The organism is uncultured Tateyamaria sp. (assembly GCF_947503465.1).
Classification (GTDB): Bacteria; Pseudomonadota; Alphaproteobacteria; order Rhodobacterales; family Rhodobacteraceae; genus Tateyamaria.
Window position 1 is genome coordinate 41,181 of the sequence record NZ_CANNDN010000001.1, and the last position, 23,765, is coordinate 64,945.

General features: G+C 62.4%; 22 protein-coding genes and 1 tRNA gene. 15 read left to right on the forward strand and 8 right to left on the reverse strand.

Features of this window, described 5'->3' with window-relative positions:
- Window positions 1-364: 364 nt before the first annotated feature.
- The gene (locus Q0844_RS00210) at window positions 365-2,845 is read left to right on the forward strand and encodes a Hint domain-containing protein (protein WP_299040914.1); all 2,481 of its coding nucleotides are present in this window, start codon (window positions 365-367) and stop codon (window positions 2,843-2,845) included.
- A 93-nt stretch (window positions 2,846-2,938) separates the two neighbouring features.
- Here Q0844_RS00210 and lipB read toward each other — a convergent pair whose 3' ends face one another.
- Together lipB and Q0844_RS00220 are read right to left on the reverse strand one after the other, a co-directional pair.
- On the reverse strand, window positions 2,939-3,595 hold the full coding sequence (gene lipB / locus Q0844_RS00215; RefSeq protein WP_299040915.1) for a lipoyl(octanoyl) transferase LipB: 657 nt from the start codon (window positions 3,593-3,595) through the stop codon (window positions 2,939-2,941).
- Window positions 3,596-3,599: 4 nt separating this feature from the next.
- Window positions 3,600-4,259: a DsbA family oxidoreductase gene (locus Q0844_RS00220; RefSeq protein WP_299040916.1), complete on the reverse strand. Its 660-nt coding sequence runs from the start codon at window positions 4,257-4,259 to the stop codon at window positions 3,600-3,602.
- Between the two features lie 159 nt (window positions 4,260-4,418).
- Here Q0844_RS00220 and Q0844_RS00225 point away from each other — a divergent pair, with 159 nt between their 5' ends.
- The 4 genes from Q0844_RS00225 to Q0844_RS00240 all read left to right on the forward strand — a co-directional run bounded on the left by Q0844_RS00225 (window position 4,419) and on the right by Q0844_RS00240 (window position 8,558).
- On the forward strand, window positions 4,419-5,783 hold the full coding sequence (locus Q0844_RS00225) for a peptidoglycan-binding domain-containing protein (RefSeq protein WP_299040918.1): 1,365 nt from the start codon (window positions 4,419-4,421) through the stop codon (window positions 5,781-5,783).
- A 123-nt stretch (window positions 5,784-5,906) separates the two neighbouring features.
- A tRNA-Leu gene (locus Q0844_RS00230) sits at window positions 5,907-5,993 on the forward strand.
- A 271-nt stretch (window positions 5,994-6,264) separates the two neighbouring features.
- Complete coding sequence (locus tag Q0844_RS00235; RefSeq protein ID WP_299040920.1) at window positions 6,265-7,383, forward strand: CaiB/BaiF CoA-transferase family protein; 1,119 nt, start codon at window positions 6,265-6,267, stop codon at window positions 7,381-7,383.
- Window positions 7,380-8,558 carry an FAD-dependent monooxygenase gene (locus tag Q0844_RS00240; protein WP_299040922.1) on the forward strand — a complete coding sequence of 393 codons (1,179 nt, stop codon included), beginning with the start codon at window positions 7,380-7,382 and terminating at the stop codon, window positions 8,556-8,558. Before Q0844_RS00235 ends, Q0844_RS00240 begins: the two co-directional genes overlap by 4 nt.
- Here Q0844_RS00240 and Q0844_RS00245 read toward each other — a convergent pair.
- Together Q0844_RS00245 and acs are read right to left on the reverse strand one after the other, a co-directional pair.
- Window positions 8,555-9,562: an AraC family transcriptional regulator gene (locus Q0844_RS00245; protein ID WP_299040924.1), complete on the reverse strand. Its 1,008-nt coding sequence runs from the start codon at window positions 9,560-9,562 to the stop codon at window positions 8,555-8,557. The genes Q0844_RS00240 and Q0844_RS00245 overlap by 4 nt on opposite strands.
- An 82-nt stretch (window positions 9,563-9,644) precedes the next feature.
- Window positions 9,645-11,597: an acetate--CoA ligase gene (gene acs / locus Q0844_RS00250; RefSeq protein ID WP_299040925.1), complete on the reverse strand. Its 1,953-nt coding sequence runs from the start codon at window positions 11,595-11,597 to the stop codon at window positions 9,645-9,647.
- Window positions 11,598-11,993: 396 nt separating this feature from the next.
- Between acs and Q0844_RS00255 the strand changes: the two genes are divergently transcribed.
- The 7 genes from Q0844_RS00255 to Q0844_RS00285 all read left to right on the forward strand — a co-directional run bounded on the left by Q0844_RS00255 (window position 11,994) and on the right by Q0844_RS00285 (window position 19,056).
- A complete protein-coding gene (locus Q0844_RS00255) occupies window positions 11,994-13,010 on the forward strand; it encodes a C4-dicarboxylate TRAP transporter substrate-binding protein (RefSeq protein WP_299040927.1) in 1,017 nt (338 codons plus the stop codon).
- Window positions 13,011-13,122: 112 nt separating this feature from the next.
- Window positions 13,123-13,752 carry a TRAP transporter small permease gene (locus Q0844_RS00260; protein WP_299040929.1) on the forward strand — a complete coding sequence of 210 codons (630 nt, stop codon included), beginning with the start codon at window positions 13,123-13,125 and terminating at the stop codon, window positions 13,750-13,752.
- Window positions 13,752-15,149, forward strand: coding sequence for a TRAP transporter large permease (locus Q0844_RS00265; protein ID WP_299040931.1), 1,398 nt, complete (start codon window positions 13,752-13,754; stop codon window positions 15,147-15,149). The genes Q0844_RS00260 and Q0844_RS00265 overlap by 1 nt, the downstream gene beginning before the upstream one ends.
- 18 nt (window positions 15,150-15,167) lie before the next feature.
- Entirely contained in the window at window positions 15,168-16,400 is a 1,233-nt protein-coding gene (locus Q0844_RS00270; protein ID WP_299040932.1) for a Tm-1-like ATP-binding domain-containing protein, read from the forward strand.
- Window positions 16,401-16,470: 70 nt separating this feature from the next.
- A complete protein-coding gene (dusA, locus tag Q0844_RS00275) occupies window positions 16,471-17,472 on the forward strand; it encodes a tRNA dihydrouridine(20/20a) synthase DusA (protein WP_299040933.1) in 1,002 nt (333 codons plus the stop codon).
- A 28-nt stretch (window positions 17,473-17,500) separates the two neighbouring features.
- Entirely contained in the window at window positions 17,501-18,322 is an 822-nt protein-coding gene (locus tag Q0844_RS00280; RefSeq protein ID WP_299040935.1) for a sulfite exporter TauE/SafE family protein, read from the forward strand.
- Complete coding sequence (locus Q0844_RS00285) at window positions 18,313-19,056, forward strand: hypothetical protein (RefSeq protein ID WP_299040937.1); 744 nt, start codon at window positions 18,313-18,315, stop codon at window positions 19,054-19,056. Before Q0844_RS00280 ends, Q0844_RS00285 begins: the two co-directional genes overlap by 10 nt.
- Window positions 19,057-19,124: 68 nt before the next feature.
- Here the strand turns inward: Q0844_RS00285 and Q0844_RS00290 are convergent, their stop codons facing one another.
- Genes Q0844_RS00290 through ccmI form a run of 3 tightly spaced genes read right to left on the reverse strand, consistent with a single transcriptional unit; the run spans window position 19,125 to window position 21,054 of the window.
- Window positions 19,125-19,367, reverse strand: a complete 243-nt coding sequence (locus Q0844_RS00290) for a DUF1289 domain-containing protein (protein WP_299040939.1) — start codon at window positions 19,365-19,367, stop codon at window positions 19,125-19,127.
- Window positions 19,364-19,840, reverse strand: a complete 477-nt coding sequence (gene ruvX / locus Q0844_RS00295; protein ID WP_299040941.1) for a Holliday junction resolvase RuvX — start codon at window positions 19,838-19,840, stop codon at window positions 19,364-19,366. The genes Q0844_RS00290 and ruvX overlap by 4 nt, the downstream gene beginning before the upstream one ends.
- On the reverse strand, window positions 19,837-21,054 hold the full coding sequence (gene ccmI, locus Q0844_RS00300; RefSeq protein ID WP_299040942.1) for a c-type cytochrome biogenesis protein CcmI: 1,218 nt from the start codon (window positions 21,052-21,054) through the stop codon (window positions 19,837-19,839). The genes ruvX and ccmI overlap by 4 nt, the downstream gene beginning before the upstream one ends.
- A gap of 206 nt (window positions 21,055-21,260) precedes the next feature.
- On the opposite strand from ccmI, the gene Q0844_RS00305 reads away from it, so the two are divergent.
- Window positions 21,261-22,505 carry a sarcosine oxidase subunit beta family protein gene (locus Q0844_RS00305; RefSeq protein ID WP_299040943.1) on the forward strand — a complete coding sequence of 415 codons (1,245 nt, stop codon included), beginning with the start codon at window positions 21,261-21,263 and terminating at the stop codon, window positions 22,503-22,505.
- Between the two features lie 197 nt (window positions 22,506-22,702).
- On the opposite strand, the gene Q0844_RS00310 is transcribed toward Q0844_RS00305, so the two are convergent.
- The gene (locus Q0844_RS00310) at window positions 22,703-22,888 is read right to left on the reverse strand and encodes a hypothetical protein (protein WP_299040944.1); all 186 of its coding nucleotides are present in this window, start codon (window positions 22,886-22,888) and stop codon (window positions 22,703-22,705) included.
- A 200-nt stretch (window positions 22,889-23,088) separates the two neighbouring features.
- Here Q0844_RS00310 and Q0844_RS00315 point away from each other — a divergent pair, with 200 nt between their 5' ends.
- A complete protein-coding gene (locus Q0844_RS00315; RefSeq protein WP_299040945.1) occupies window positions 23,089-23,307 on the forward strand; it encodes a hypothetical protein in 219 nt (72 codons plus the stop codon).
- A gap of 87 nt (window positions 23,308-23,394) precedes the next feature.
- Window positions 23,395-23,724: a sarcosine oxidase subunit delta gene (locus Q0844_RS00320; RefSeq protein WP_299040947.1), complete on the forward strand. Its 330-nt coding sequence runs from the start codon at window positions 23,395-23,397 to the stop codon at window positions 23,722-23,724.
- Window positions 23,725-23,765: the final 41 nt, after the last annotated feature.

A 23,765-nucleotide genomic window follows, 5' to 3' on the forward strand; every position in this document is an offset into this window, starting at 1 on the left:
TGGCTGTTGGTTGCTTCGCGCGCGGGGTTCCCGCTCCGCACACGGATTCTTGAGCGGTTCTAGAGTTTTGGCGTGTCCGCATCAATGGAAGATGCGCCGAAAGGCCGGGATGAATTGTCGCGTGTGAATCATCCTGCATGCAACCACCTGAGTTCGCAAGGAGAACCTGGGGTGAGTTTCTGGCAGTTTCCGGGATGGCCACAATCACGAAAAAGGCCGCTCCGCGTTTCCAATTTGTCGGCAAAGCCTCTGAAAAGTCACATTAAGGGGCCGTTAACGGCCCTGTTCGTCCCACGTTCGGCCCGATTCCGACGGCATTCATGTCCTCAAAGCGCAAACATGCGCATGTGAACGAGTGCAGGATATGGCAACGAACGACAATACGAACCCCGGGACCGAGGGCGATCAGGTCATTTCCGGCACGACAGATGCTGACACGCTGACAGGTGCCTTTGGCAACGACACGATCACCGGTGGCGGCGGCAATGACGTGCTGAGCGGCGACGGCCCGGTCGAAGGGGCCTGGCATTTCGAGACATTCGACCGCGACTTTTCCTCGGCCAACGGTCAGGCGTTCGATATCGAATTGGGCACCCGCACGGGATCGGGTTTTGTCACCGACTTTGACGAGGGCGGATTGACCAACACGGTGCGCGGCACCACGGGCAACGCCGAAGACTTTGGCGTTGTCTATACCAGCACCCTGAATGTGACGAGCGGTGGCACCTACCGTCTCACCACGTCATCGGATGACGGGTCGACCATCCAAATCTTTGATTCCAATGGCAATCCGCTCCAGTTCGCAAACCAGACCGGTGGCACGCTGGATTACCTGAACAACGACTTTCACCAGGGCACGACGACGCGTTTCGGCGACGTGACGCTGGACCCGAACGAAACCTATACGATCCAGATCAGGTACTGGGAAAACCGCGGCGGCGACACGCTGGCGGCCACCATCAGCGGGCCGGACACGGGCGGCGCGACCCAGGACCTGCTGACATCACCGATGATCGGATTGCCACCGGGGCCGGAATATTCAGTCACAGGAACGCCGGCCGGGGTCGAGGGCGATGACAGCATCCTGGGCGGTGACGGCGACGACACCATCATGGGCAACGGCGGCAATGACAGCCTGTTCGGCGAAGGGGACAACGACAGCGTTGACGGCGGCAGCGGCGACGACGTGGTTGATGGCGACGGCGGGGCCGACACACTGATCGGGGGCTCGGGCGACGACACACTGGTGGGGGATCAGGGCAGCGACAGCCTGTCCGGCGGCACCGGCGATGACGAGTTGTACGGCGGTGATGACAACGACACGCTCGACGGGAATCAGGGCTCGGACAGCCTGTTTGGCGGCAATGGTTCCGATGTTCTGGTCGGTGACGACGGGTCTGACACCACGGTTCTGTACGAAGACGACTTTGAAAGCGGTGCAAGCGGCTGGACCAACAGCACCACGGAAAGCGATCCGGGCCTCGGCACATCGCTGGGCCGGTTCGGGGCCGCAGACGGCGTTGTCGCGACGCAACGTACCTTTGATCTGGGTGCGGATTCCGAAGAAGTCCAAATCGAATTCGACGCTCTGCTGCTCGACAGCTGGGACGGCGAAGAGTTCGTGATCACGCTGAACGGCGAAGAGGTGCGCTTTACCCATCTGGCGGGCGATACATCCTCGCCCGCAACGCAAAGCTTTGTCGGCGCGGATGGCGCGACCTACACGTTGGACTTTACCAATGTCCAGACGGGCGAGTTGGGCTACACCTCTGACGGGTCGGTGTCGAACTCGCAGGACACGATCATGAATGTCGTGATCACGGTGACCAACGCACCCGACGCGTTGACCATCGGCCTTGGCAGCACGCTGAATTCCAGCATCGCCAATGAAAGCTTTGCAATCGACAACTTCTCGGTCGAACGGGTGGACACGGCAAATGACACGCTGACCGGCGGCACAGGGAACGACACGCTGACCGGCGGTGCCGGAGACGATGTGTTCGTGTTCAACCCGGGCGACGGCAATGACGTCATCACCGACTTCAACGCCGGTAACACTGGCACAACCAGCGACGGTGATCAGACCAACAACGATTTCATCGACCTGAGCGCGTATTACACGCATATCCATGAATTGCGGGCTGACCTTGCCGACGACGGCATTCTGAACCAGTCGACCGGTGACTTCGGTGACAACACGGCCTTGGGCGGGTCGATCATGATGACCGGTGTGTCGGGCGGTGACCTCACGTTCGACAATACCAACGTGGCCTGTTTCACGGCCGGGACGTTGATCGACACGACCAAGGGTCCGGTGGCGGTCGAGGACTTGCGCCGGGGCATGCGATTGCGCACCTGGGACAACGGGGACCGACCCGTCCGGGCCGTCCTGCGCCGCAAAGTCAATGGGACGGGCGTGTTTGCCCCGATCCACATCGCCGCCGGAGCCTTGGACAACACCCGCGACCTGATCGTGTCACCGGCCCACAGGATGCTGATATCCGATTGGCGGGCACAAATGCTGTTTGGCGCTGACGAGGTGCTGGTGAGCGCGGTGAACCTTGTGCGCGGAGACCTGATCTTCCGTGCGCCGGTGGCAGAGCTGACCTATTACCACATCCTGATGGACCGGCACGAGGTGATCTTTGCCGAGGGTGCGCCAACAGAAAGCTTCCACCTGACCCGCGAAGCCGTCGAGGCGGCAGAGTTCGACCACAGCGAGGAAGGGGCCGTCGCGGCCGAAATCGCGCGCCTGTTTCCCGAATTGCTGATGTGCGCCAGCCGCTGCATCCGCCCGGTGATGAAAGGCTACGAGGCCAAGGCACTGGCCGGAATGATCGGCTAGATCTTTCTTCTGGCTGAAAATACTTCGGGGGAGCCCGCAGGGCGGGGGCAGCGCCCCCCAAAAGCATGGCGTCGCTGTCAAGCGGCCTTTGGATCACGGGTGGTCGGGAAACACGGTCTCGAAGGTCTGGCGCAAGGCGACGTCCACGTCGTCCATCGTGACCGGCAGGCCCAAATCGACAAGCGATGTCACGCCATGCTCGGCAATGCCGCAGGGTACGATCCCGTCAAAGTGGCTCAGGTCCGGTTCGACATTGATACTCAGGCCGTGAAAGCTGATCCATTTACGCAGTCGAATGCCGATGGCCGCTATCTTGTCTTCCGCCAAGCGGCCCTCCGCGGTCCGCGGTCGTTCGGGGCGTTCAACCCAGACGCCCACCCGTCCCGTGCGGATCTCGCCCTTGACGTTGAACGTATCAAGGGTGGCGATCACCCAGGTTTCAAGGCTTTGGACAAACGCCCGCACATCGCGGCCGCGTTGGCCGACATCCAGAAGCGTATAGACCACGCGCTGACCTGGCCCGTGATAGGTGTACTGCCCGCCGCGGCGTGTGTCGAACACGGGAAACCTGTTCGGGTCCGTCAGATCCTGTGACCTGGCAGAGGTGCCGGCGGTGTAAAGTGGCGGATGCTCCAACAGCCAGATGCACTCTGCCGCGTCGCCAGCTGCAATCGCGCTGGCACGCGCCTCCATCCATCGTTCGGCCTCCCGGTACTCGGTCAGACCCGGTGTCGTGATCCAGTCTACCATCGGGTCAGGCCGCGTCCTCTTCGGTGACCTTCTGCAGGATTTGGCTATAGGTGTCGGCCCCTTGCGCGCCCGTGACCAGGTATTTGCCCGCAAACACCATGGACGGAACGCCGGAAATGCCGTGCGCGGCCCAGACCGCCTGTTGGTCGCGTACGGCTTGCGCATGGGTACCTTCGGTCAGGACGCTTTCGGCCTCGCTGCGCTCAAGACCCACTGTTGCGGCAATGTCCAACAGAACGGCGCGCTCCGATATATCGCGCTGATCGGTGAAATGCGCCGAAAAAAGTGCCAGTTTCAACGGGTGTTGCAGCCCCTTGGTCAGGGCGAAATCCAAAAGCTGATGCGCATCAAAGCTGTTGACGATGCGACTGTCAGGCGAAAACACAAAATCGATGCCCAGCGACTTGCCCAATGCCTGCAAATGGGCACGGTTCTGGTCGGATTGTTCGGGGCTGGCGCCATATTTCTGCGAAATATGTTCGGTCAGGTTCTGGCCTTCCGCAGGCATGTCTGGGTTCAGTTCGAACGGGTGCCACCGCACGCGGGCACCAATGCCCGTGGCCGCCAACGCATGTTCCAGTTGCCGAAAGCCGACAATGCACCAGGGGCACATCACGTCCGACACGATGTCGATATCGATTACATCTGTTGGGGCGTCGGCCATGGCGGGGCGGTGTCCTTGTGGCGCGGGGGTTGCCCCTACATCACCCTGGTTGCCCCGAGTTTCAAGGTTTTCTGCCGCTTTACGGCGAGGTAGGGAATTTGTGACTCCCCAAATGCGCTGAATACGGTAGCATGGTGCCATATTTCCGGAGGGTTTTTCATGTTTACCAAGTCCATTGCCGTTTCCTGTGTCGCCCTGTCGATGGCGATTGTCCCCGCCACGCGGGTAACAGCGGATGCAGGAGACTTTGTCGCTGGCGCCATTATCGGCGGCATTGTCGGCCACGCGGCAACCAAGCAGAATCAACGCAAGAAGGCGACGCAGCGCACCTATACCCGCAAGACCTATCGCCCGGGCATCCCGTCCACGCAGGCGGGCCGCGAGATCCAGGCATCGCTGAACTATTTCGGGTTCAATGCGGGCACGGTGGACGGTCAGCTTGGGCGGAGGTCGCGCAATGCGATTTCGGCCTATCAGGCTTATCTGGGCTATCCGGCGACCGGTCAGTTGACGCCGTTCGAGCAAAACCTGCTGATCACGTCCTATAACCGGGCGCAGGCGGGTGGCTATGCGGTCAACCAGCAGGTTGCGGCCAACCCCGATGGCACGCGCGGACTGCTCAAGACCTATCGCGCCGAAATGGCCGGGCAGCCGACCACGCCCGCCTTCCCGCAGCAGGGCACGACCATTGTGGTCGCGCCGCAGCCCGTCGCACCCGCATTGGGTACCACGACCACGACCACCGTAGTGGCCGCCGCGCCCGAGGTGCAGGCACCTGAACCCGAAGCGCCCGTTGCCGAGGCGGGTCTGCCGAACTTCCTTGGCGGTGGGGCCACTGCATCGCTGGCATCGCATTGCAACACCGTGTCGCTGCTGACAAACACCAATGGTGGTTTTACCACCGCCGCGGCGATGACGGACCCGAATGTGGCATTGAACGAACAGTTCTGCCTGGCCCGCACCTATGCCATTGCCAAGAGTGAGGACATGATTGCGAAGGTCCAGGGCTTTACCACTGACCAGATCGCCAGCCAGTGCGCGCAGTTTGGCCCGGCGATGCAAACGCATGTTGCAGCACTTGCCCTGAAATCGCAGCCCGAGGTGGTGCAGGATGTGGCCAGCTTCATCTTGACCACTGGCATGTCGCCCGCGCAGCTCAAGGGCACGGCGCAGATTTGCATGGGAGTCGGATACCGTACCGACAACATGGATGTGGCGCTGGGATCGGCGCTGTTGCTGTTTGCGATGGGTGATCATGTTTATGGTGAGATGATGGGCCACCACCTGGCGCAGGGGTTTGGCACCACCAAGCGGATTGATTCCGCCCGCGTGTGGTATGCCGAAGGGCTGAAGGCCGTGGATGCGGGCGCGCCCGCCGTCTTTGCCCCGGGCCAGCCTGAGCGGGTGGAGTTGCTGCGGCAGGCATCGTTGCAACTGGGCACGTCGAATTCCAGCCTGACGGCTCCGGCCCAGCCCACCGTGCAACCTGCGGCATTGCCCACCTTTGGTGTGTCCAGCAACTGACGTGATCACGCGCTACCTGCAAGACCGGACCGGGGCCCGAAACGGCCCCGGTTTTTCTTTGAGTTTTCGGTCTTGGCAAGGCCCGCGTTCGCCGCTAAACCGCGCCTACCGAAGTCAAGGCGTGCGGCCGTGGCGGAATTGGTAGACGCGCAGCGTTGAGGTCGCTGTGAGGTAACACTCGTGCGAGTTCGAGTCTCGCCGGCCGCACCACGGGCTCTTGCAAAGGAAGATGCGGAAAACGTCGCAACACTAGAATGCTGCAATCGCTCTGCACGGCCAATAAGAGCTTCGGGTTCTATCTTCATCCTCTCATCTGCGCCATGCGTTTCCGGTTCGGAACACGTCTTCTGCTGACACGCCCCGTAGCAACCCGCTTTTTCGCAACCGCGTGGCGGTGTATGCCTGCGACAGGGGAACATGGATGGCGTGGATGCGCGGCGCCGGAGTTGCAATGCGCCGGGCGTCCGAACGAAAGGGCAGAATGACCGGACCGTTGGATGGCTTGAACGTGGTCGAGTTCGCGGGGCTTGGCCCGGCCCCGCTGGCCGGGCAGCTTCTGGCTGATTTGGGCGCGGATGTTATCGTGATTGATCGGGTGTCCGCACCGCAGGACGCCACCGACATCAACCGCAGGGGCAAGCGGTCCATCGCGTTGAACCTGAAGACGTCTGATGGGGTGGGCGTGGCCCGCGACCTCGCGGCACGTGCTGATATTCTGATCGAGGGATTTCGTCCCGGCGTGATGGAGCGTTTGGGCCTGGGTCCGGACGACCTGCCTGACACTGTGATCTATGGGCGCATGACCGGCTGGGGGCAGGAGGGCCCGCTGGCACAGTCGGCGGGCCACGACCTGACCTATCTGGCGCAGACCGGTGTCCTGAGCCTGATGGCTACCGCTGACGCGCCGCCACGCCCGCCGCTGAACCTGATTGCAGATTACGGCGGTGGCAGCATGTTTCTGCTTCTGGGCGTGCTGTCCGCCTTGATCGCCCGGGGCCGGACGGGCCGCGGGCAGGTGGTGGATGCGGCGATGGTTGACGGTGTGCCGGCTATGATGGGGCTGTTGCATGGCTTTGTTGCAGACGGGTTCTGGACCGACCGGCCGGGCGAAAACTGGCTGGACGGCGGAGCCCCGTTTTACCGCTGTTACCGGTGCGCCGATGGGCGCGACGTTGCTGTGGGCGCGCTCGAGCCGCAATTCTATGCGCAGCTGCTCGAAGGGTTGCGATTGGAACAATCAGCCTTGCCCGATCAGAACGACCGCACGGGCTGGCCGGAATTGACCGATCTGTTCGCGCAAACCTTCGCCACCCGTGCCCGCGATGTGTGGGCGGCGCGGTTTGCCGGAACAGATGCCTGCGTTGCGCCGGTCCTGACATTGGCTGAGGCGCGCGCGACGCCACATCTGCGGGCACGCGGAACCTACGTGGCCCCCGGCGGTGTCTGGCAATCCGCCCCGGCACCCCGGTTTGGCGGATCAGCGCCACGCGCGCCGCAACCGCCCGGGGCGCCCGGCGCAGATTTCGAGGCAATCCTGACGGCCATCGGCTATGACGCAAAGCGGATCGCGATCCTCAAACGGGACGGAGTCTTGACATGAGGGCGCTGATTGTCGGGGCCGGTATCGGCGGTCTTGCCGCGGCAGTTGCACTGCGTTTGCGAGGATGGGACGTGGCGCTGATGGAACAGGCCCCCATGCTGACAGAGGTTGGGGCGGGCCTGCAAATCTCGCCCAACGGATGGCGCGTGCTGGATGCGATGGGTGTCGCCGCAGCCCTGTCGGACACCGCGTTCGAGCCCGAGGCAATCGAGATGCGGCTTGGTGTTTCCGGTCGTCGCGTGTTCAGACTGCCGATGAAGGGATATGCGTCGGAACGCTGGGGGGCGCCGTTCATGCATGTGCACCGGGCCGACCTGCAAGCAGCCCTTGCGGCGCGCCTCGACGCCTTGGCGCCGGACGCGGTGCGTACGGATTGCACCGTGACCGGCTACGACTCGACCGGTGCTGTGACACTTGATGATGGTTCTCGCGTTGAAGGGGACCTGATCATCGGCGCGGATGGTTTGCATTCCCGCATCCGGACCCAAATGCACGGAGCGGACCATCCGCGCTACACCGGCAACGTCGCCTGGCGCGCGGTTGTGCCGATTGCCGCCCTCGAGTCTTCGCCGCCGCCAACGGCCTGCATCTGGGCAGGACATAAGCGCCATGCGGTGACAACCCGCCTGCGGGCTGGCCGGCTGGCCAATTTCGTCGGCATGGTGGAGGAACCGGAACCCACATCCGAAGGCTGGCGGATCGAGGGGAAACGCGAGGATGCGGCAGCGGCCTTTGCCGGGTGGGATCCCGTCATTTCGGGCCTGATCGCGGCCGCACCAGCGCTGAACCGATGGGCCTTGTTCGATCGGGCACCCTTGCCGCATTGGCACGACGGACGCGTGACGCTTCTGGGGGATGCCGCGCATCCGATGTTGCCGTCGATGGCGCAGGGCGCGGTTCAGGCGCTGGAAGATGCCTGGACCCTGGCCGCCGTCCTGGATCAGGCGGCCACGATTGAGGGCGGGTTGCAGCGCTATTTCGACCTGCGGATCGACCGAACCGCGCGCATTCAGGCCGGGTCTGCTGCCAATGCGCGGATGTTTCACAAAGGGTCTTTGCCAGGTCGGATCGCCTTTTACGGACCCATGGCGCTGGGCGCGCGGTTGGCGCCGGGACTGATCCATGCGCGCCAGGACTGGGTCTATCGCCACGATGTGACGGCAGCGCCCGTCTAGCTGGCGGCCCCTTCACGCACCGATTGCGGGGTCTGGCCGGTCCATGTGTTGAACGCGCGGTAAAAGGAATTCGGGTCGCGGTAGGCGAGAAGATAGCTGATTTCGGCCACGTTCAGTTCTGTCGACGTCAGATAGGTGCGGGCCAGTTCGGCACGTGTACTGTCCAGCACCTTTTGAAAGGTTGTGCTTTCCTCGCGCAGGCGCCGTTGCAGGCTCCGGGTGCTTAACCGCATGCGGCGCGCCGCAGCGTCCACGGTGGCCTCACCCGCAGGCAGCATTTCGGCAAGGCTCGCGCGCAGGCGCACTGCAATGGGTTGCTCTTCTGTCTGCAACTGCATCTGCCGCTTGAAGCCAGGTTCGAGCTGCGCCCATTGCGCGGGGTCTGCTGACAGCAATTTGCGGTCGGCATCCACGGCCCGCAACGTCATGCAGTTGGGGCCGCCAATCTCGATGGGAATGCCCAGAAACTCTTCGAGCGCATCGTGACAGGCAAGCCGCTCGGGCAGGCGCGCAGTCAGGGGCACCAGATGGTGACCCGTACAGGAGCGTATGGCTTCGGTCAGAAAAGCCAGCTCGGTGGCCGCGAACGTGGCGGGCATGGGCAGTCCCGGCTGGTTCGAGGTCTTTGATATCTCCAGCGATTGGTCCGGGCCACGCCTCAGGCCAAGAAACAGGGGGCCGGTCAAGGGCTTGAACAGCGACAGGCGTTCAAGTCCCACCGCCACCGTCGGGCTGCAGGTAAAGGCGAAAAAGGCCGGATTGAATGGCCCGCGCGCATAGGCGCGTCCGAGAAACAAGGGCGCATCGTCCCGTGCCGCCTCGGCCAAGATCGCGTTCCACCCTGCAAAATAGTCGGCGGCCGCCACGCCGCGCCCCTCGTTGCTCAGAAAGTCGGACGGAAAGCGCATGCGCCGCATGACGGCGGCTGGATCAACGTGCAACAGACCGCACAATTGTTCGGTCGTCCGGGCGATCTTGTAGTAAGTGTCATGCAAGGCGGTCATGCCGCCAGTGTGACTTGAATGCGGAAACCGCGCCAGAGCGGTGGCGCGATTTGCAAGTTGTTTGGCGCGATGCGCGGCTGCGTCAGCCTTTGTTCATCCGGTTCTGGATAAGATCATCAACCACCGACGGATCCGCCAGTGTCGAGGTATCGCCAAGCGCGCCAAAGTCATCCTCGGCAATCTTGCGCAGGATGCGGCGCATGATCTTGCCCGAGCGGGTCTTGGGCAGGCCGGGGGCCCATTGGATCAGGTCCGGCGACGCGATGGGCCCGATTTCCGAGCGGACCCAACCACGCAATTCGGTCCGCAAATCCTCGGTCGGTTCCTCGCCGCTCATCAGGGTGACGTAGCAATAGATGCCTTGGCCCTTGATGTCGTGCGGATAGCCAACGACGGCGGCCTCGGCCACCTTGGCATGGGCTACCAGAGCGCTTTCCACCTCGGCGGTGCCCATGCGGTGGCCCGAGACGTTGATCACATCGTCCACACGGCCCGTGATCCAGTAATCGCCATCCGCGTCCCGGCGGCAGCCGTCGCCGGTGAAGTAATAACCTTTGTAGTCCGAGAAATAGGTCTTTTCGAACCGTTCGTGATCGCCCCATACCGTGCGCATCTGGCCGGGCCAGCTGTCTGCGATGACAAGGACGCCCTCGACCCCGTCGCCGTCGATGATCTCGCCGGTTGCCGGTTCAAGAACCAGCGGCCTGATGCCAAAGAACGGCTTCATCGCAGCGCCGGGCTTGGTGGCGTGTGCGCCGGGCAGGGGGGTCATCAGGTGGCCGCCCGTTTCGGTTTGCCACCAGGTGTCGACAATGGGGCAGCGCCCGCCGCCGACCACGTCATTGTACCAGTTCCACGCTTCTGGGTTGATCGGCTCGCCCACCGTGCCCAGCAGTTTCAGGCTGCTCAGATCGCATTTGGTCACAAAATCATTGCCCTGGCCCATCAACGCACGGATGGCGGTTGGGGCCGTGTAGAATTGTGCCACCTTGTGCTTTTCGCAGACCTGCCAGAACCGCGATGCGTCGGGGTAGGTCGGCACACCTTCGAACATCAGCGTGGTGGCCCCGTTGGCCAGCGGGCCATAGACGATATAGCTGTGGCCGGTCACCCAGCCGACGTCCGCCGTGCACCAATAGATGTCGCCGTCGTGGTAGTCGAAGGTGATCTCGTGGGTAAGAGCGGCATAAACAATGTAGCCGCCCGTGGTGTGCACCACGCCCTTCGGCTGACCGGTGGAGCCGGAGGTATAGAGAATGAACAGCGGGTCTTCGGCGCCCATTTCCTCGGGCGGGCAGTCGGCGTCGGCATTTGCCGCCTCTTCGTGCAACCAAAAGTCCATCCCGTCGCGCCAGGCAATCTGTTGCCCGGTGCGTTTGACAACAAGGCACTTGGTGTCGTCGATCACGTTGATAAGCGCCTGGTTCACATTGTCCTTGAGGTTCGTGACCCGGCCCCCGCGCGGTGCGCCGTCTGCGGTGATCACGACCTTGGCGTCACAGCCCGAGACACGGGCCGCCAGCGCGTCGGGTGAGAACCCCGCAAAGACGATCGAATGGATGGCACCGATGCGCGCGCAGGCCAGCATGGCATAGGCCGCCTCGGGGATCATGGGCATATAAATGACGACGCGATCGCCCTTGGTCACGCCCATGCCCTTGAGCACGTTGGCCATCTTGCACGTCTCTGCGTGCAACTCGCGATAGGTGATGTGCTTGGCATCATCATCGGGGCTGTCAGGTTCCCAGATGATTGCCGTCTGGTCGCCACGGGTCGCAAGATGCCGGTCGATGCAATTGGCGGACACGTTCAGCGTGCCGTCCTTGTACCAATTGATCGACACGTTGCCAAAGTCATAGGACACGTCCTTGACCTGGGAGAAGGGTTTGATCCAGTCGATCCGCAGGCCATGTTCGCCCCAAAAGGCCGCCGGGTCCGCAATGGATTCGGCATACATCTCGTCATATTTGGCGGCGTTGACATGTGCGGCTGCGGCCATTTCTGCGCTGGGCGCGTGGGTTTTGGTGTCGGACATGGTTCCTCCGGATGTTCCTTGGTCTTGTCGGAGGCATACCGGCCACGTGCGCCATCTTACTGGCGACATGTCCTCCTCCCGCTGTTGGCGATAATACGCAACGCGCAGCAGAATGAAACAAATGGGACCATGGTTGTAGAAAGGCGGCCAAAAAGCCGCGCTGTGGTTGTTCGAGGGGTGTTTAACGTATATTTATCAATGGCTTGAATTTTGAACCTGGAACTCGGCAGCTTTTGACCGGAACTGCGATGGCAGAATGCCGGCACGCCGCCGCGATGGCGTTGCCGGGGAATCAAGCCTGTGCGCGGGCATGCCCAACCTCTTGGCATCGCGGCATCGCCACGCTAGCTTCGCCTGCAAGCGGGCCACCACGTCCCGCATTTAGGGAGAAACATCATGAACAAGATCGCAGTAGGCGGCATTGTTGCCGCTGTCTCGTGCACCTTTGCACTCGAAGCCGCAGCCACCGAATGGAACGTGTCCGTCTGGGGCAAGCGCCGCGCCTTTACCGAGCATATCGAAAAGTTGGCCGAACTGGTCAGCGAAAAGACCAACGGCGAATTCACCATGAACATCAGCTATGGTGGTCTGTCGAAGAACCGCGAAAACCTCGATGGCATCAGCATCGGCGCCTTCGAGATGGCGCAGTTCTGTGCGGGCTATCACCGCGACAAGAACCGCGTGATCACCGTTCTGGAACTGCCATTCCTGGGCGTTGAGAACCTGGAACAGGAAGTCGCCGTGTCTTCGGCTGTCTATGGCCACCCCGCCGCCACCGAAGAGATGGCGCAGTGGAATGCGAAACTGCTGATGACGTCGCCCATGCCACAATACAACCTGGTTGGCACCGGAGATCCGCGCGATGAACTGTCCGAATTCGAAGGCATGCGTGTGCGTGCCACGGGTGGTATCGGCAACGCATTTTCCGCTGTGGGTGGCGTGCCGACATCGGTGACCGCGACAGAAGCGTACCAGGCCATGGAATCGGGTGTGGTTGACACCGTGGCATTCGCCCAGCACGCGCACCTGTCCTTTGGCACGATCAATCAGGCCGATTGGTGGACAGCCAACCTGAACCCCGGCACCGTGAACTGCCCGGTGGTCGTGAACATCGACGCCTATGACAGCCTGTCGGATGAACACAAGGCTGCCCTCGACAGCTCGGTGCCCGAAGCGCTGGATCACTACCTGGCCAACTATGCCGAACTGCTGGAGCGCTGGGACAGTGTTCTGCAGGAGAAAGGCGTGCAGAAGGTGGAAATCGACGACTCCGTGATCGCGGAATTCCGCTCTGTCGCCGCTGATCCGATCCGCGACCAGTGGATCGCGGACATGGAAGCACAGGGCCTGCCGGGCCAAGAGCTCTATGACCTTGTGGTCAAGACACTGGCCGATGCCAAGGGTGGCAGCTAAGCTACTGAAAGGGTGGGCAGATTGCCCACCCTACGCTAAAGACTGCGGACCTTTGCAGGCACCGTAGGGTGGGCAATCTGCCCACCACACCCAAAAAAGACAGGACACTGCCATGGCCGGTGCATCCACGGTTCTCGAAGATTCCAGCCTTCTGAGCCGCCTCGACCGGGCGCTCTTGCCCATTGAAAAGATCATGGCCCTGTTCAGCGGACTGGCCGCCTTTTCCCTTATGTTCCTTGCAGCCTATTCCGTGTCGGCCCGCGAGTTTTTCGAGGCGCCGCTGCTGGGCTATGTCGACTTGATCGAGATACTGATGCCGCTGATTGCCATCATGGGGGTGTCCTATGTGCAGCGGAACGGCGGACATATTCGCATGGACATCATCGTCGGCGCGATGCGCGGTCGGCTTCTTTGGGCGGTTGAGCTGTTGATGGTGGTGCTGATCCTGATCCTGATGATCGCGCTGGTCTGGGGATCCTGGGCACATTTCGACCGTTCGTTTGATTGCGCGCGCCCATTTTGCAGCCGTGACAGTTCCATCGACATTTCGCTGCCACTGTGGCCGTCCAAGGTTTTGGTGCCCGTGGCCTTCGCCGTGCTGTGCGCACGGCTTGTCCTGCAAATCGTGGGCTATGCGCGGGCGTTCTGGCTGAACCTTGATAGCCCTGTGGCCGTGCCGTTGATCCAATCGGTGGCGGCCCAGGCCCGGGCAGAGGCCGAAGCGCTGGACGGAGCGGACTGATGGACCCGATTACAATTGGCCTGTGGACCACGGGGGGCATGTTGTGCCTTGTCTTTCTGGGTATGCGGGTCGCGTTCGCTGCGGGTCTTGCAGGGTTTGCAGGCCTTGTCTGGCTGCGCTGGAACGGCTTTGATTACGCCCCGGAACGCTTTGGAAAAGCGTTGGAAATCAGCGTGAAAGTGGCCGGACAGGTGCCGCATTCCAAGGTGTCGGCGCACGCGCTGTCGCTGATCCCGACCTTTATCCTGATCGGTTATCTTGCTTACTACGCCAAGCTGACAACCGCCTTGTTCGATGCGGCCAAGAAATGGATCGCTTGGGTGCCGGGTGGTCTGGCCGTATCCACCGTGTTCTCGACCGCGGGATTTGCCGCTGTGTCAGGTGCGTCTGTCGCGACGGCGGCCGTCTTTGCCCGCATCGCCATTCCCGAGATGCTCAAGATCGGATACAACAAACAGTTCGCGGCAGGTGTCGTCGCCGCCGGGGGCACGTTGGCGTCCCTTATCCCGCCATCGGCGATCCTGGTGATCTATGCCATTATCGTGGAACAGGACGTGGGCAAGCTGCTGCTTGCGGGCTTTATCCCTGGTGCCTTTTCCGCCTTGATCTACGCCGTTCTGATCATCGGCATCGCGGTTGTCTTCAAGACAGTCGGCCCGCCTGTCACCGGCTTCACCTGGAAAGAACGCCTGCTGGCCTTGCCGCCCGCCTTGCCGATCGTAGCGGTCGTGGTGATCATCATCTTCTTTGTCTACAACCCGTTTGGTGATGCCTGGGGCACACCGACCGAAGGCGGGGCCGTGGGCGCGTTCATCGTCTTTCTCATGGCGCTTTATCGCGGCATGCGGCTAAACGAATTGAAGGATGCGCTGATCGAAACCGCCAAGCTGACGGTGATGATCTTTACCATCATCTGGGGTGTGTTGATCTATGTTCGGTTCCTGGGCTTTGCCGACCTGCCTGGCGCGTTTTCGGATTGGATCACGTCGCTGACGATTTCGCCCATGCTGATCCTTGTTTGCATCCTGCTGGCCTATGCGGTGCTGGGGATGTTCATGGATGCCATCGGCATGCTGCTGCTGACATTGCCCGTCGTCTATCCGGCGGTCATGGCCCTGAACGGGGGCGAGTTCGTGAGCGCCGAAGACAGCACATTCGGCATGTCAGGACCCATGTGTGCAATCTGGTTCGGGATACTGGTGGTCAAGATGGCCGAATTCTGTCTGATCACGCCCCCCATTGGCCTCAACTGCTTTGTCGTGGCGGGCGTGCGCGATGACCTGAGCGTTCAGGATGTGTTCAAGGGGGTGACCCCGTTCTTCATTGCCGATGCAATCACGATTGCGCTACTTGTGGCCTTTCCGGCGATCGTCCTGTGGTTGCCCAGTTTGGCCTAGCGCAGACAGGAGGGACCGGTGGCGGACAAGACGATCCTGGTTGTCGGGACCTTCGACACCAAGAATGACGAACTGGACTACATGGTACAACGCATCCGCGCCCAGGGGGGCGGGGCGCTGACGATGGACATCTCGGTTCTGGGGGATCCGGATCAGCCCACGGACGTGTCCAAACATGCGGTGGCCGAGGCAGCGGGCAGTTCCATCGCGGCGGCCATCGACAGTGGCGACGAAAACACCGCCATGCAGATCATGGCGCGCGGGGCCAGTACGTTGGCCCGGCGCATGATCGCGGACGGCGCATGCGACGGGGTGGTCATTCTGGGCGGTACGATGGGCACCGATGTGGCCCTTGATGTCTGTCAGGCGTTGCCGCTGGGCGTGCCGAAATATGTTGTGTCCACCGTGTCCTTTTCGCCGCTTATCGAACCGCAACGGCTATCGGCTGATATTCAGATGATCCTGTGGGCCGGCGGGCTTTATGGCCTGAACGACGTCTGCAAGGCGTCCCTGTCGCAGGCGGCTGGCGCTGTTCTGGGGGCCGCGCGGGCGGTTGAACGGCCTCAATTGGACCGACCGCTTGTGGGTATGACTTCGCTTGGCTCTTCCTGCCTGACATATATGAAAAGCCTGAAGCCTGAACTGGAAGCACGCGGGTTCGAGGTCGCGATCTTTCATGCGACCGGTATGGGCGGCATGGCTTATGAAAGCATCGCGCGCGACGGCGGGTTTGTCTGTGTGATGGATTTTGCACTGTCAGAACTGGGCAACCTCCTGGCCGGATCAGTTGTGAATGCAGGCAATGACCGTATGCTGAACGCCGGAAAGGCCGGTATCCCGCAGATCGTGGCACCGGGGTGTCTGGACCTGATCGATTTCGCCGGGTGGCAAGAGATACCCGTCCGGTTCCGGGACCGGCCGTTTCACGCGCACAACCGACTGGTCAAATGCTCTGGCTACACCGCTGATGAGCGGCGCGAAACGGCGCGTGAAATGGCCAGGCGTCTCAAACCGTCGGCGTCGCCCGTACATGTCCTGTTGCCGAACCAGGGGATCGAGGAATGGGACCGAGAGGGCGGCGCAGCGCATGACCCCGGGGCCTTTGCCGCGTTCTGTGACGAGATGCGGGCCCAGATGACCGATCCCACCCTGTTCACGGAACTTGATTGCCACATCAACGACACAGGCTTTGTAGACGCGGCGCTTGCGATATTTGATGGGTGGGTCAAGGACGGCACGATCCGGACCTGAACACGCGCCGTCGCGGCCCGCGCGACAATTTCTGCTTGGCAATGGGCACACCAAACATCATGTAGCGCCCATGCAATTGGAACAGCATTCAAGGCTCTCTGTCGCCCCTATGATGGATTGGACGGATCGGCACTGTCGGTATCTGCACCGGCAACTGAGCACGCATGCGCTGTTGTATACGGAAATGGTGACGGCCCCGGCGCTGGTGCGGGGCGGGGCGGTCCACTTGTTGGATCATGACGTTGCAGAGCATCCCGTCGCGCTGCAACTGGGTGGGTCCGACCCCGTGGAACTGGCGCAGGCGGCCAGGATTGGCGCGGCCGCAGGCTATGACGAAATCAACCTGAACTGCGGCTGCCCGTCCGACCGGGTCCAGTCCGGCACCTTTGGTGCGGTCCTGATGCAGGATCCGGCCCTGGTTGCCGCCTGTGTGACCGCGATGCGGGCTGCTGTGGATGTGCCCATCACGGTCAAATGCCGCATTGGCGTCGACGCGCAGGACCCGGAAGAGGTGCTGCCCGAGTTTCTGTCCCGCATCGTCGCGGCAGGGTGTGAGCGGGTCATAATCCATGCCCGCAAGGCGTGGCTCAAGGGGCTCAGCCCCAAGGAGAACCGCGATATTCCCCCGCTTGACTACGATCTGGTTCAGCGGATGAAGGGCCTGTTTCCCAATCTCCACATCTCGATCAATGGCGGCGTGGCCACGCTGGACGCGGCAGAGGCACTGCTGGACAGCGGGCTGGACGGCGTCATGATCGGGCGCGCGGCCTATCACCAGCCTGCGGATATCCTGGCGCAGGCCGACCGGCGCATTTTCGGCAAGGGCCAGGACCGGACCGCCGAAAACGCGGTTGCGGCGATGCTGCCTTACATCGAGGCGCATCTGTCGGCAGGCGGACGTCTGCACCAGATCACACGCCATATGCTGGGTCTGTTTGCTGGCCGACCGGGCGCGCGCGCGTGGCGGCGGACGCTGAGCGAAGGGGCCACACGCGACGGGGCAGGGCCCGAACTGGTCATGGTCGCGCTGGCCCACGTCACCGCACTGGCCCCCGAAGCCAAAGCAGTGTAGCACCGCGCGACGCCACGCGGAGGACCCCATGCCGGACACTTTTCTTCTGATTCAGATGCTTGGAGTTCTTGTGGTGATCGGGGCCGTTGCCGGTGTTTTGGCGGGCCTTCTTGGTGTGGGTGGCGGTATCGTCCTGGTTCCGGCCTTTTTCTATGCCTTTCAGACGCTTGGATACGAAGGACCGGACCTGATGCAGATGTGTCTGGCCACTTCGCTTGCCACGATCATCGTTACGTCCGTCCGGTCGGTCATGAGCCATAACAAGAAGGGTGCCGTCGATTGGGATATCCTGCGCAGCTGGGCGCCCGGCATCGTGATCGGGGCCGTGATCGGCATGCTGGTGGTGGCGCAGCTGCGGTCGACGACCTTGCAGGCGATCTTTGGTGTGCTGGCATTGATCGTGGGCCTGTATATGGGCCTTGGCCGGGCCACCTGGAGGCTTGGGCCGGCAATGCCGACGGGACTGGGGCGGGCGGCACTGTCACCCGGTGTCGGCTTCTTGTCGGTCTTGATGGGCATCGGCGGCGGCAGTTTCGGCGTCCCGTTGATGAGTCTTTTTGCCGTACCCATCCACCGGGCCGTTGCAACCGCTGCCGGGTTTGGGGTGCTGATCGCGGTCCCGTCCGTGATCGGGTTCCTGATGGTCAGCATCGACGGGCCAGTGCCTCCGCTGACAGTCGGCGCGGTCAATCTGGTGGCCTTTGCCGTGATCATCGCGATGACGCTGATCACAACGCCCTGGGGCGTGAGACTGGCGCATGCCATGGATCCAGGGCCCTTGAAACGCGTCTTTGCCGTTTTCCTTGTCTTGGTGGCGCTCAATATGCTGCGCCGGGCCTTTTGGGGCTGATCCAAGACCGGGGCTTCGTGGTATTTGACCACGATGACCGGACCGCCCTGTGGGCGCAGGCCGCGCGGCACCGGGCCGAGGTACTGTCCCGTGATCCGCAGGTCAGGGCCGCAAACCTGCGCCATGGCAAAACATGGTTTGTGGGGGTCGATCTGCTGCCCAATGATGCGACTGGCGCGGTGGACGGCGTACCGCTTGCCGGGCCATGGCAAGACGAGGTGCCGGACCTGGCCCAGCATGCGGCGCAGGTGTCCATCGTCTATCCCGGTTATCCGCAGCAGGACGCGGGTCAGAGCGCGGCCAATCATAGATTTCGGGTTGACCGTCTGGCGGCCCATGTCGATGGGCTGCTGCCGCAAGGGCCGGATCGGCGCCGGTATCCGGGCGAATTCCATGCCTATATCCTTGGGTTGCCGCTGAACGACGTGCCCTTTGCCCCAACCGTCGTCTGGAAAGGCAGCCACCGGATCATGCAGGACGCGTTGCGCCGCGCAATCGGTCGCGCAGACCCGCGAACCGTGGATGTCACCGAGGCATACCAGGCGGCGCGCGCGCATGTGTTCAACAGCTGTGAAATAGTGCCGCTGAAGGCCAGGCCGGGACAGGCTTTTCTGTTGCACCGTTTCGCGTTGCACGGAACCGCGCCTTGGCAAGGACCCAGGCGCGATGGCCGGATGATTGCGTTTTTCCGGCCCGAGTTCCCCGATCCCAGGGACTGGTTGACCGCTGTGTGACGTCAACAGGCCGTCATTATACGCCGCTTGCCGCGTCGAAGGACGGAAAGGGAGGGCAACAGCCTGCCTTAGCTCTTCAGTCGCGCGGCCCGACCCCCACGCCGACCCTTGGGCGCGGCCTCACGATTGGGCAGTTCGGCCATGATGGCACGGCGGTCCTCTGGGCTCATCCTGCTCCAGGCCCCGATCTCGTCAATCGACCGCGCACAGCCAGTGCACAACCGCGTCTCCGGATGGATGACACAAATCTGCACACAGGGGCTTTCGATCTCGTTGCGCTTCCACACAAGGGAACTGGGAACGTCTGTCATGCCTGCCTCTTTATCGCGGCCAGTCGATCCAGCAGCCCCTGAAGGATATAGCCCGCCGCCACATGATCAATGACCTCGGCGCGACGTTTGCGTGTCGTATCCGCCTCAAGCAGCGCTTTTTCCGCGGCCACAGTGCTGAGGCGTTCGTCCCAGAACGTGATCGGACCGTCCCAGAGCCGTTCGAAATTGCGCGCAAAGGCACGGGTCGACTGACAGCGGGGGCCTTCGCTGCCATCCATGTTGCGGGGCAAGCCAAGGACAAGGCCGCCCACGCGGCGCTCGGCGATGATGTCCTGCAGGCGTGCAGCATCCACCCCGAACTTTTTGCGCCGCACCGTCTCAAGCGGCGTTGCAACCGACCAGAATGTGTCGGACACCGCGACACCGATGGTCTTGTCACCCAAATCCAGCCCCATCAGCGCCTGCATCGGGGGCAGGGCGGCCAAAAAAGCCTCGGTGTTGTCTGTGATCATTCCAGACCAACGCGATCTGCAACGCGGCTCAGAACATCTTCGGCCCGGGGATCGCCGCCAAAAACCTCACGCGCGTTGATCAGAATTGCGCGGGCCTGATCCATCTGGCCCAATACACCAAGGGCCGAAATCAGCTGGGCCCAGTCCTCGACCGGCCCCCCCTCGGTGGCAAGCCGATCCGACAGGCCAGTGACCATGCCCTGGATCATCTCCATGCGTTCGCCCGGGCTCAGATCCTCGGCGGCGTCGATCTGGTCTGCGGTCGGCCCACGGCCCGTGCCGATGGCGGGCATGGCATAATTCACGCCTGCCCGGATCGCGACCTCTTCGATCTGGGCCGACACCGGCGCGATCCACGGGGCATCAGCCGGGCCGTCGCGCAACAGCTGATCCCAAATGCGCAATGCTGTGTCAGGGCGCCCGGTCTGTGTCATCATCAAGCCGTAGTAATAGCGCGCAGGCCCGTCCGTGGGGTCGAGGGCGAGGGTCCGCTCCAACACCGTTTCGGCCTCTGGCGAGACATAACCGCCCGCCGCGAGGATCAGCAGATCAGCATATTCGGAAAAATCCGTTGCCGTTGCCCCATCGCCCTTCAGGGCCAGAACCTGCGCCTTGGCGGCATGGGCTTCGGCAAAGTTGCCCAGACGGCTTTCTGCCCGGCTGAGCAATTCATGCCCCTGCACATCGTCGGGCCGCGTGGTGACGGCCTGCCGCAACCGCTCCACCAACGCGACATAGTCGGGGTCTGCATCGCCCGGGGTGCCTTGCCCGGCAAGGCTCGCCTCGGCCGCGGCCTGGCCCGGGCGTTCATCGCGCAGGATCTGCGCGGCCTCGATCCGGTCGGTCAGGGCCAGATCACCATAACCCGGCGCGCCCAGTTGCATGTAGATTGCATAGGCGCCTGCAATGACGACCCCGGCCGTCACCCCCAGTGCGACAACACCGCCCGAGCGTTCCGCCTGCGCGGTATGTTTCTGTAGAGCGGCATCCGCCGCAAGAATGCGCCGGGACACTTCGGTGCGCACGCGTTCCGCATCTGCTTCGGACAGCACGCCTCGGGCCAGGTCGCGGTCCACCTCGCGCAACTGGTCGCGGTAGACATCCAGATCATAGGCCGCCGGCGGCTTGTCCCCGACTGTCCCACGCAACATCGCGCGGGCCAACGTGGCCAGTACGGCAAACGTCAATACGGCTGTGACAATCCAGAATCCCATGCGCCCCGCATTCCCTTGGTTTCGCCCATGTAACCCTTGCGCGGCACCAGCAAAAGGGTGCTTGGCGCACCCGTGATGTCGCAGTCACCGATCCAGTGTCGCAAATCCGTCAAAAAACGCCGCCCCTACGGCCCCTTTTCAACGGCACAAAGGTGATTACAAACGCAATGGTCGCCCTGCGATTCCACGGTTCGGGACAGCTCATCATGAAACGGTATTCCGCCTTCGCCATCACACGGGAAGCCGCCCGCTATCATACCGGGTGGGAACGCGCGTGGCGCGCGCCTGAACCCAAGAAGAAATACGATGTCATAATCGTGGGTGCAGGCGGGCATGGCCTCGCAACGGCCTACTATCTGGGCAAGAATTTCGGCATCACCAACGTCGCCATCCTTGAAAAGGGCTGGTTGGGTGGCGGCAACACGGGCCGGAACACGACGATCATCCGCTCGAATTACCTCCAGGATCCATCGGCCGCCATCTACGAAAAGGCGCGCAGCCTCTACGAGACGATGAGCCAGGACCTGAACTACAACGTGATGTTCAGCCCGCGCGGTGTCATAATGCTGGCCCAGACCCATCACGAGGTGCGCGGTTATCAACGCACGGCCCATGCCAACGCGCTGCAAGGGGTCAAGACCGAGTTCATAGGCCCCGAAAAGGTCAAGGAACTGGTGCCCATCATCCATCTGGACGGTCCCCGCTACCCGGTCATGGGTGGCCTCTGGCAGGCCCGCGGCGGCACGGCACGCCACGATGCGGTGGCGTGGGGCTATGCCCGGGCATGCTCGGATATGGGCATGGACGTGATCCAGCAATGCGAAGTGACCGGCATCCGGCGCGAGGGCGACAAGGTCGTGGGCGTCGATACGTCCAAGGGTGCCATCGACTGCGACAAGCTGGGCATTGTCGTGGCAGGTCATTCCGGCCATCTGGCCGACATGGCTGGCTTCCGTCTGCCCATCGAATCCGTGGCGCTGCAGGCTCTGGTATCCGAACCGATCAAGCCTTGCATGGACGTGGTCGTTATGGCCAACACGGTGCACGGCTACATGAGCCAGTCCGACAAGGGCGAGATGGTGATTGGAGGCGGCACGGACGGCTACAACAACTACACGCAGCGCGGATCGTTCCACCATGTCGAGGAAACCGTGCGCGCATTGATCGAGACATTCCCGATGATCTCGCGCCTCAAGATGCTGCGCCAATGGGGTGGGATCGTGGACGTGACCGGCGACCGCTCGCCCATCCTGTCCAAAACACCTGTCGAGGGCGTGTTCATCAACTGCGGCTGGGGCACAGGTGGATTCAAGGCGATCCCCGGCTCTGGCTGGGCCATGGCCGAGTTGATGGCGAAGGGCCGGTCGCCGTTGACGGACGCGTTTGGGTTGGACCGCTTCCGCGAGGGCCGTTTCATTGATGAAAGCGTGGCCGCCGGGGTGGCGCATTGATGGTGCATGTCGGTCAAGATTCAGCCGGAACCGTTCGGGAAATCAGTGTCTTCAACGGCGCGCTTCGACAGCTTCAAACGCTTTCGGGCGTGCCACAGCACCCAAGCAGTGCAGGATGCACCCAATCCGCAAACACCGACCAAAGTCCAAAAGCTGTCCATGAGATCAGCTTAACCCGCGCCAAGAAATGCACAAACCTACTTATGCGTCTTCTCGCCCTCGCCAGCGGCCGAACCAAAGGCAATCAGGTTGGCGACGTCAATCTCGCGCCCGCCGCGGGCCTCTTTCCGTTTGGCCGCCGCGCGTTGTTCCAGCAGAAACATGACAACAGCGAGGATTGCAATCGCGCCAAAGACCAGGATGGCGCCGGTTGTGTGATCCATGGGGGTCTCCTGTCAACTTTTGTTGACACTGCCACATCAGGCGCCCGGTCGTCACGCGAAATCGCAAAACCGGCGGGACGCAGCCGCTTCGGCACCACCAAACCGGCTGCCCCCAGCCCGTTTTGGCACACTATCGGCCACCCGATTGCGCCGACGCACCTATATGCTGAGATGGAAGCCTACAAACCGGAGGCTTACCCATGTCAGACTATCCAAACCCGAACATCCATCGTGGCGACGGCGTCTCGGGACGCGGTCTGCTCATCTCCTTTGCGGTCATCGTGGCGGTTGTCGCGCTGCTTGCGCTCCTCGGCTCCATCGGCTCGGGCGGCGGTGAAGGTGGTCCAACCCAGGACGCCATTGCACCGGCAGCCACAGACGCGACCGGTGTCACAGGCACGGCAGTGCCAACCGAATAACTCCTCCCCACGTTTTCGGACCGCATCAGGCGGGCGTCTCGCGACGTCCGCCTTTTGCGCGTCCACATCCCAGACCGGAGCACGCCCATGCTGATCCTGACCTGCCCCAATTGCGGCGTGACCGGCGAGGAAACCGAATTCCACGCAGGCGGCGAGGCGCACCTGAAACGCTTCGGCCCCGGTGCGTCCGACGAGGACTTCGAGACCTACCTGTTCATGCGCGAAAACCCCAAGGGCGTGCATTTCGAACGCTGGCGGCATGTCTATGGCTGCGGCAAGTGGTTTCACGCCGCGCGCTGCACCACCACACTGGAAATCTTCGGCACCTATCCGGCCCAGGTGACCGAACCGCCGCAAGAGATCCTCGACACCATCTCGGAAAAACGCCCTGGCTGGACATGGAGGGATATTGCCTGATGTTTCTTCCGACCAGAAATACGACCGCCAGAGGCTCCGAC

Coding starts and splice junctions, on each gene's coding strand:
- Q0844_RS00290 (WP_299040939.1), bottom strand. CDS start 19,367: ATGACAGACGTTCCCAGTTCCCTTGTGTGGAAGCGCAACGAGATCGAA.
- Q0844_RS00255 (WP_299040927.1), top strand. CDS start 11,994: ATGAACAAGATCGCAGTAGGCGGCATTGTTGCCGCTGTCTCGTGCACC.
- Q0844_RS00265 (WP_299040931.1), top strand. CDS start 13,752: ATGGACCCGATTACAATTGGCCTGTGGACCACGGGGGGCATGTTGTGC.
- ruvX (WP_299040941.1), bottom strand. CDS start 19,840: ATGATCACAGACAACACCGAGGCTTTTTTGGCCGCCCTGCCCCCGATG.
- Q0844_RS00240 (WP_299040922.1), top strand. CDS start 7,380: ATGAGGGCGCTGATTGTCGGGGCCGGTATCGGCGGTCTTGCCGCGGCA.
- Q0844_RS00210 (WP_299040914.1), top strand. CDS start 365: ATGGCAACGAACGACAATACGAACCCCGGGACCGAGGGCGATCAGGTC.
- Q0844_RS00315 (WP_299040945.1), top strand. CDS start 23,089: ATGTCAGACTATCCAAACCCGAACATCCATCGTGGCGACGGCGTCTCG.
- Q0844_RS00260 (WP_299040929.1), top strand. CDS start 13,123: ATGGCCGGTGCATCCACGGTTCTCGAAGATTCCAGCCTTCTGAGCCGC.
- Q0844_RS00235 (WP_299040920.1), top strand. CDS start 6,265: ATGACCGGACCGTTGGATGGCTTGAACGTGGTCGAGTTCGCGGGGCTT.
- dusA (WP_299040933.1), top strand. CDS start 16,471: ATGCAATTGGAACAGCATTCAAGGCTCTCTGTCGCCCCTATGATGGAT.
- Q0844_RS00310 (WP_299040944.1), bottom strand. CDS start 22,888: ATGGATCACACAACCGGCGCCATCCTGGTCTTTGGCGCGATTGCAATC.
- lipB (WP_299040915.1), bottom strand. CDS start 3,595: ATGGTAGACTGGATCACGACACCGGGTCTGACCGAGTACCGGGAGGCC.
- Q0844_RS00220 (WP_299040916.1), bottom strand. CDS start 4,259: ATGGCCGACGCCCCAACAGATGTAATCGATATCGACATCGTGTCGGAC.
- Q0844_RS00245 (WP_299040924.1), bottom strand. CDS start 9,562: ATGACCGCCTTGCATGACACTTACTACAAGATCGCCCGGACGACCGAA.
- Q0844_RS00225 (WP_299040918.1), top strand. CDS start 4,419: ATGTTTACCAAGTCCATTGCCGTTTCCTGTGTCGCCCTGTCGATGGCG.
- Q0844_RS00305 (WP_299040943.1), top strand. CDS start 21,261: ATGAAACGGTATTCCGCCTTCGCCATCACACGGGAAGCCGCCCGCTAT.
- acs (WP_299040925.1), bottom strand. CDS start 11,597: ATGTCCGACACCAAAACCCACGCGCCCAGCGCAGAAATGGCCGCAGCC.
- ccmI (WP_299040942.1), bottom strand. CDS start 21,054: ATGGGATTCTGGATTGTCACAGCCGTATTGACGTTTGCCGTACTGGCC.
- Q0844_RS00280 (WP_299040935.1), top strand. CDS start 17,501: ATGCCGGACACTTTTCTTCTGATTCAGATGCTTGGAGTTCTTGTGGTG.
- Q0844_RS00320 (WP_299040947.1), top strand. CDS start 23,395: ATGCTGATCCTGACCTGCCCCAATTGCGGCGTGACCGGCGAGGAAACC.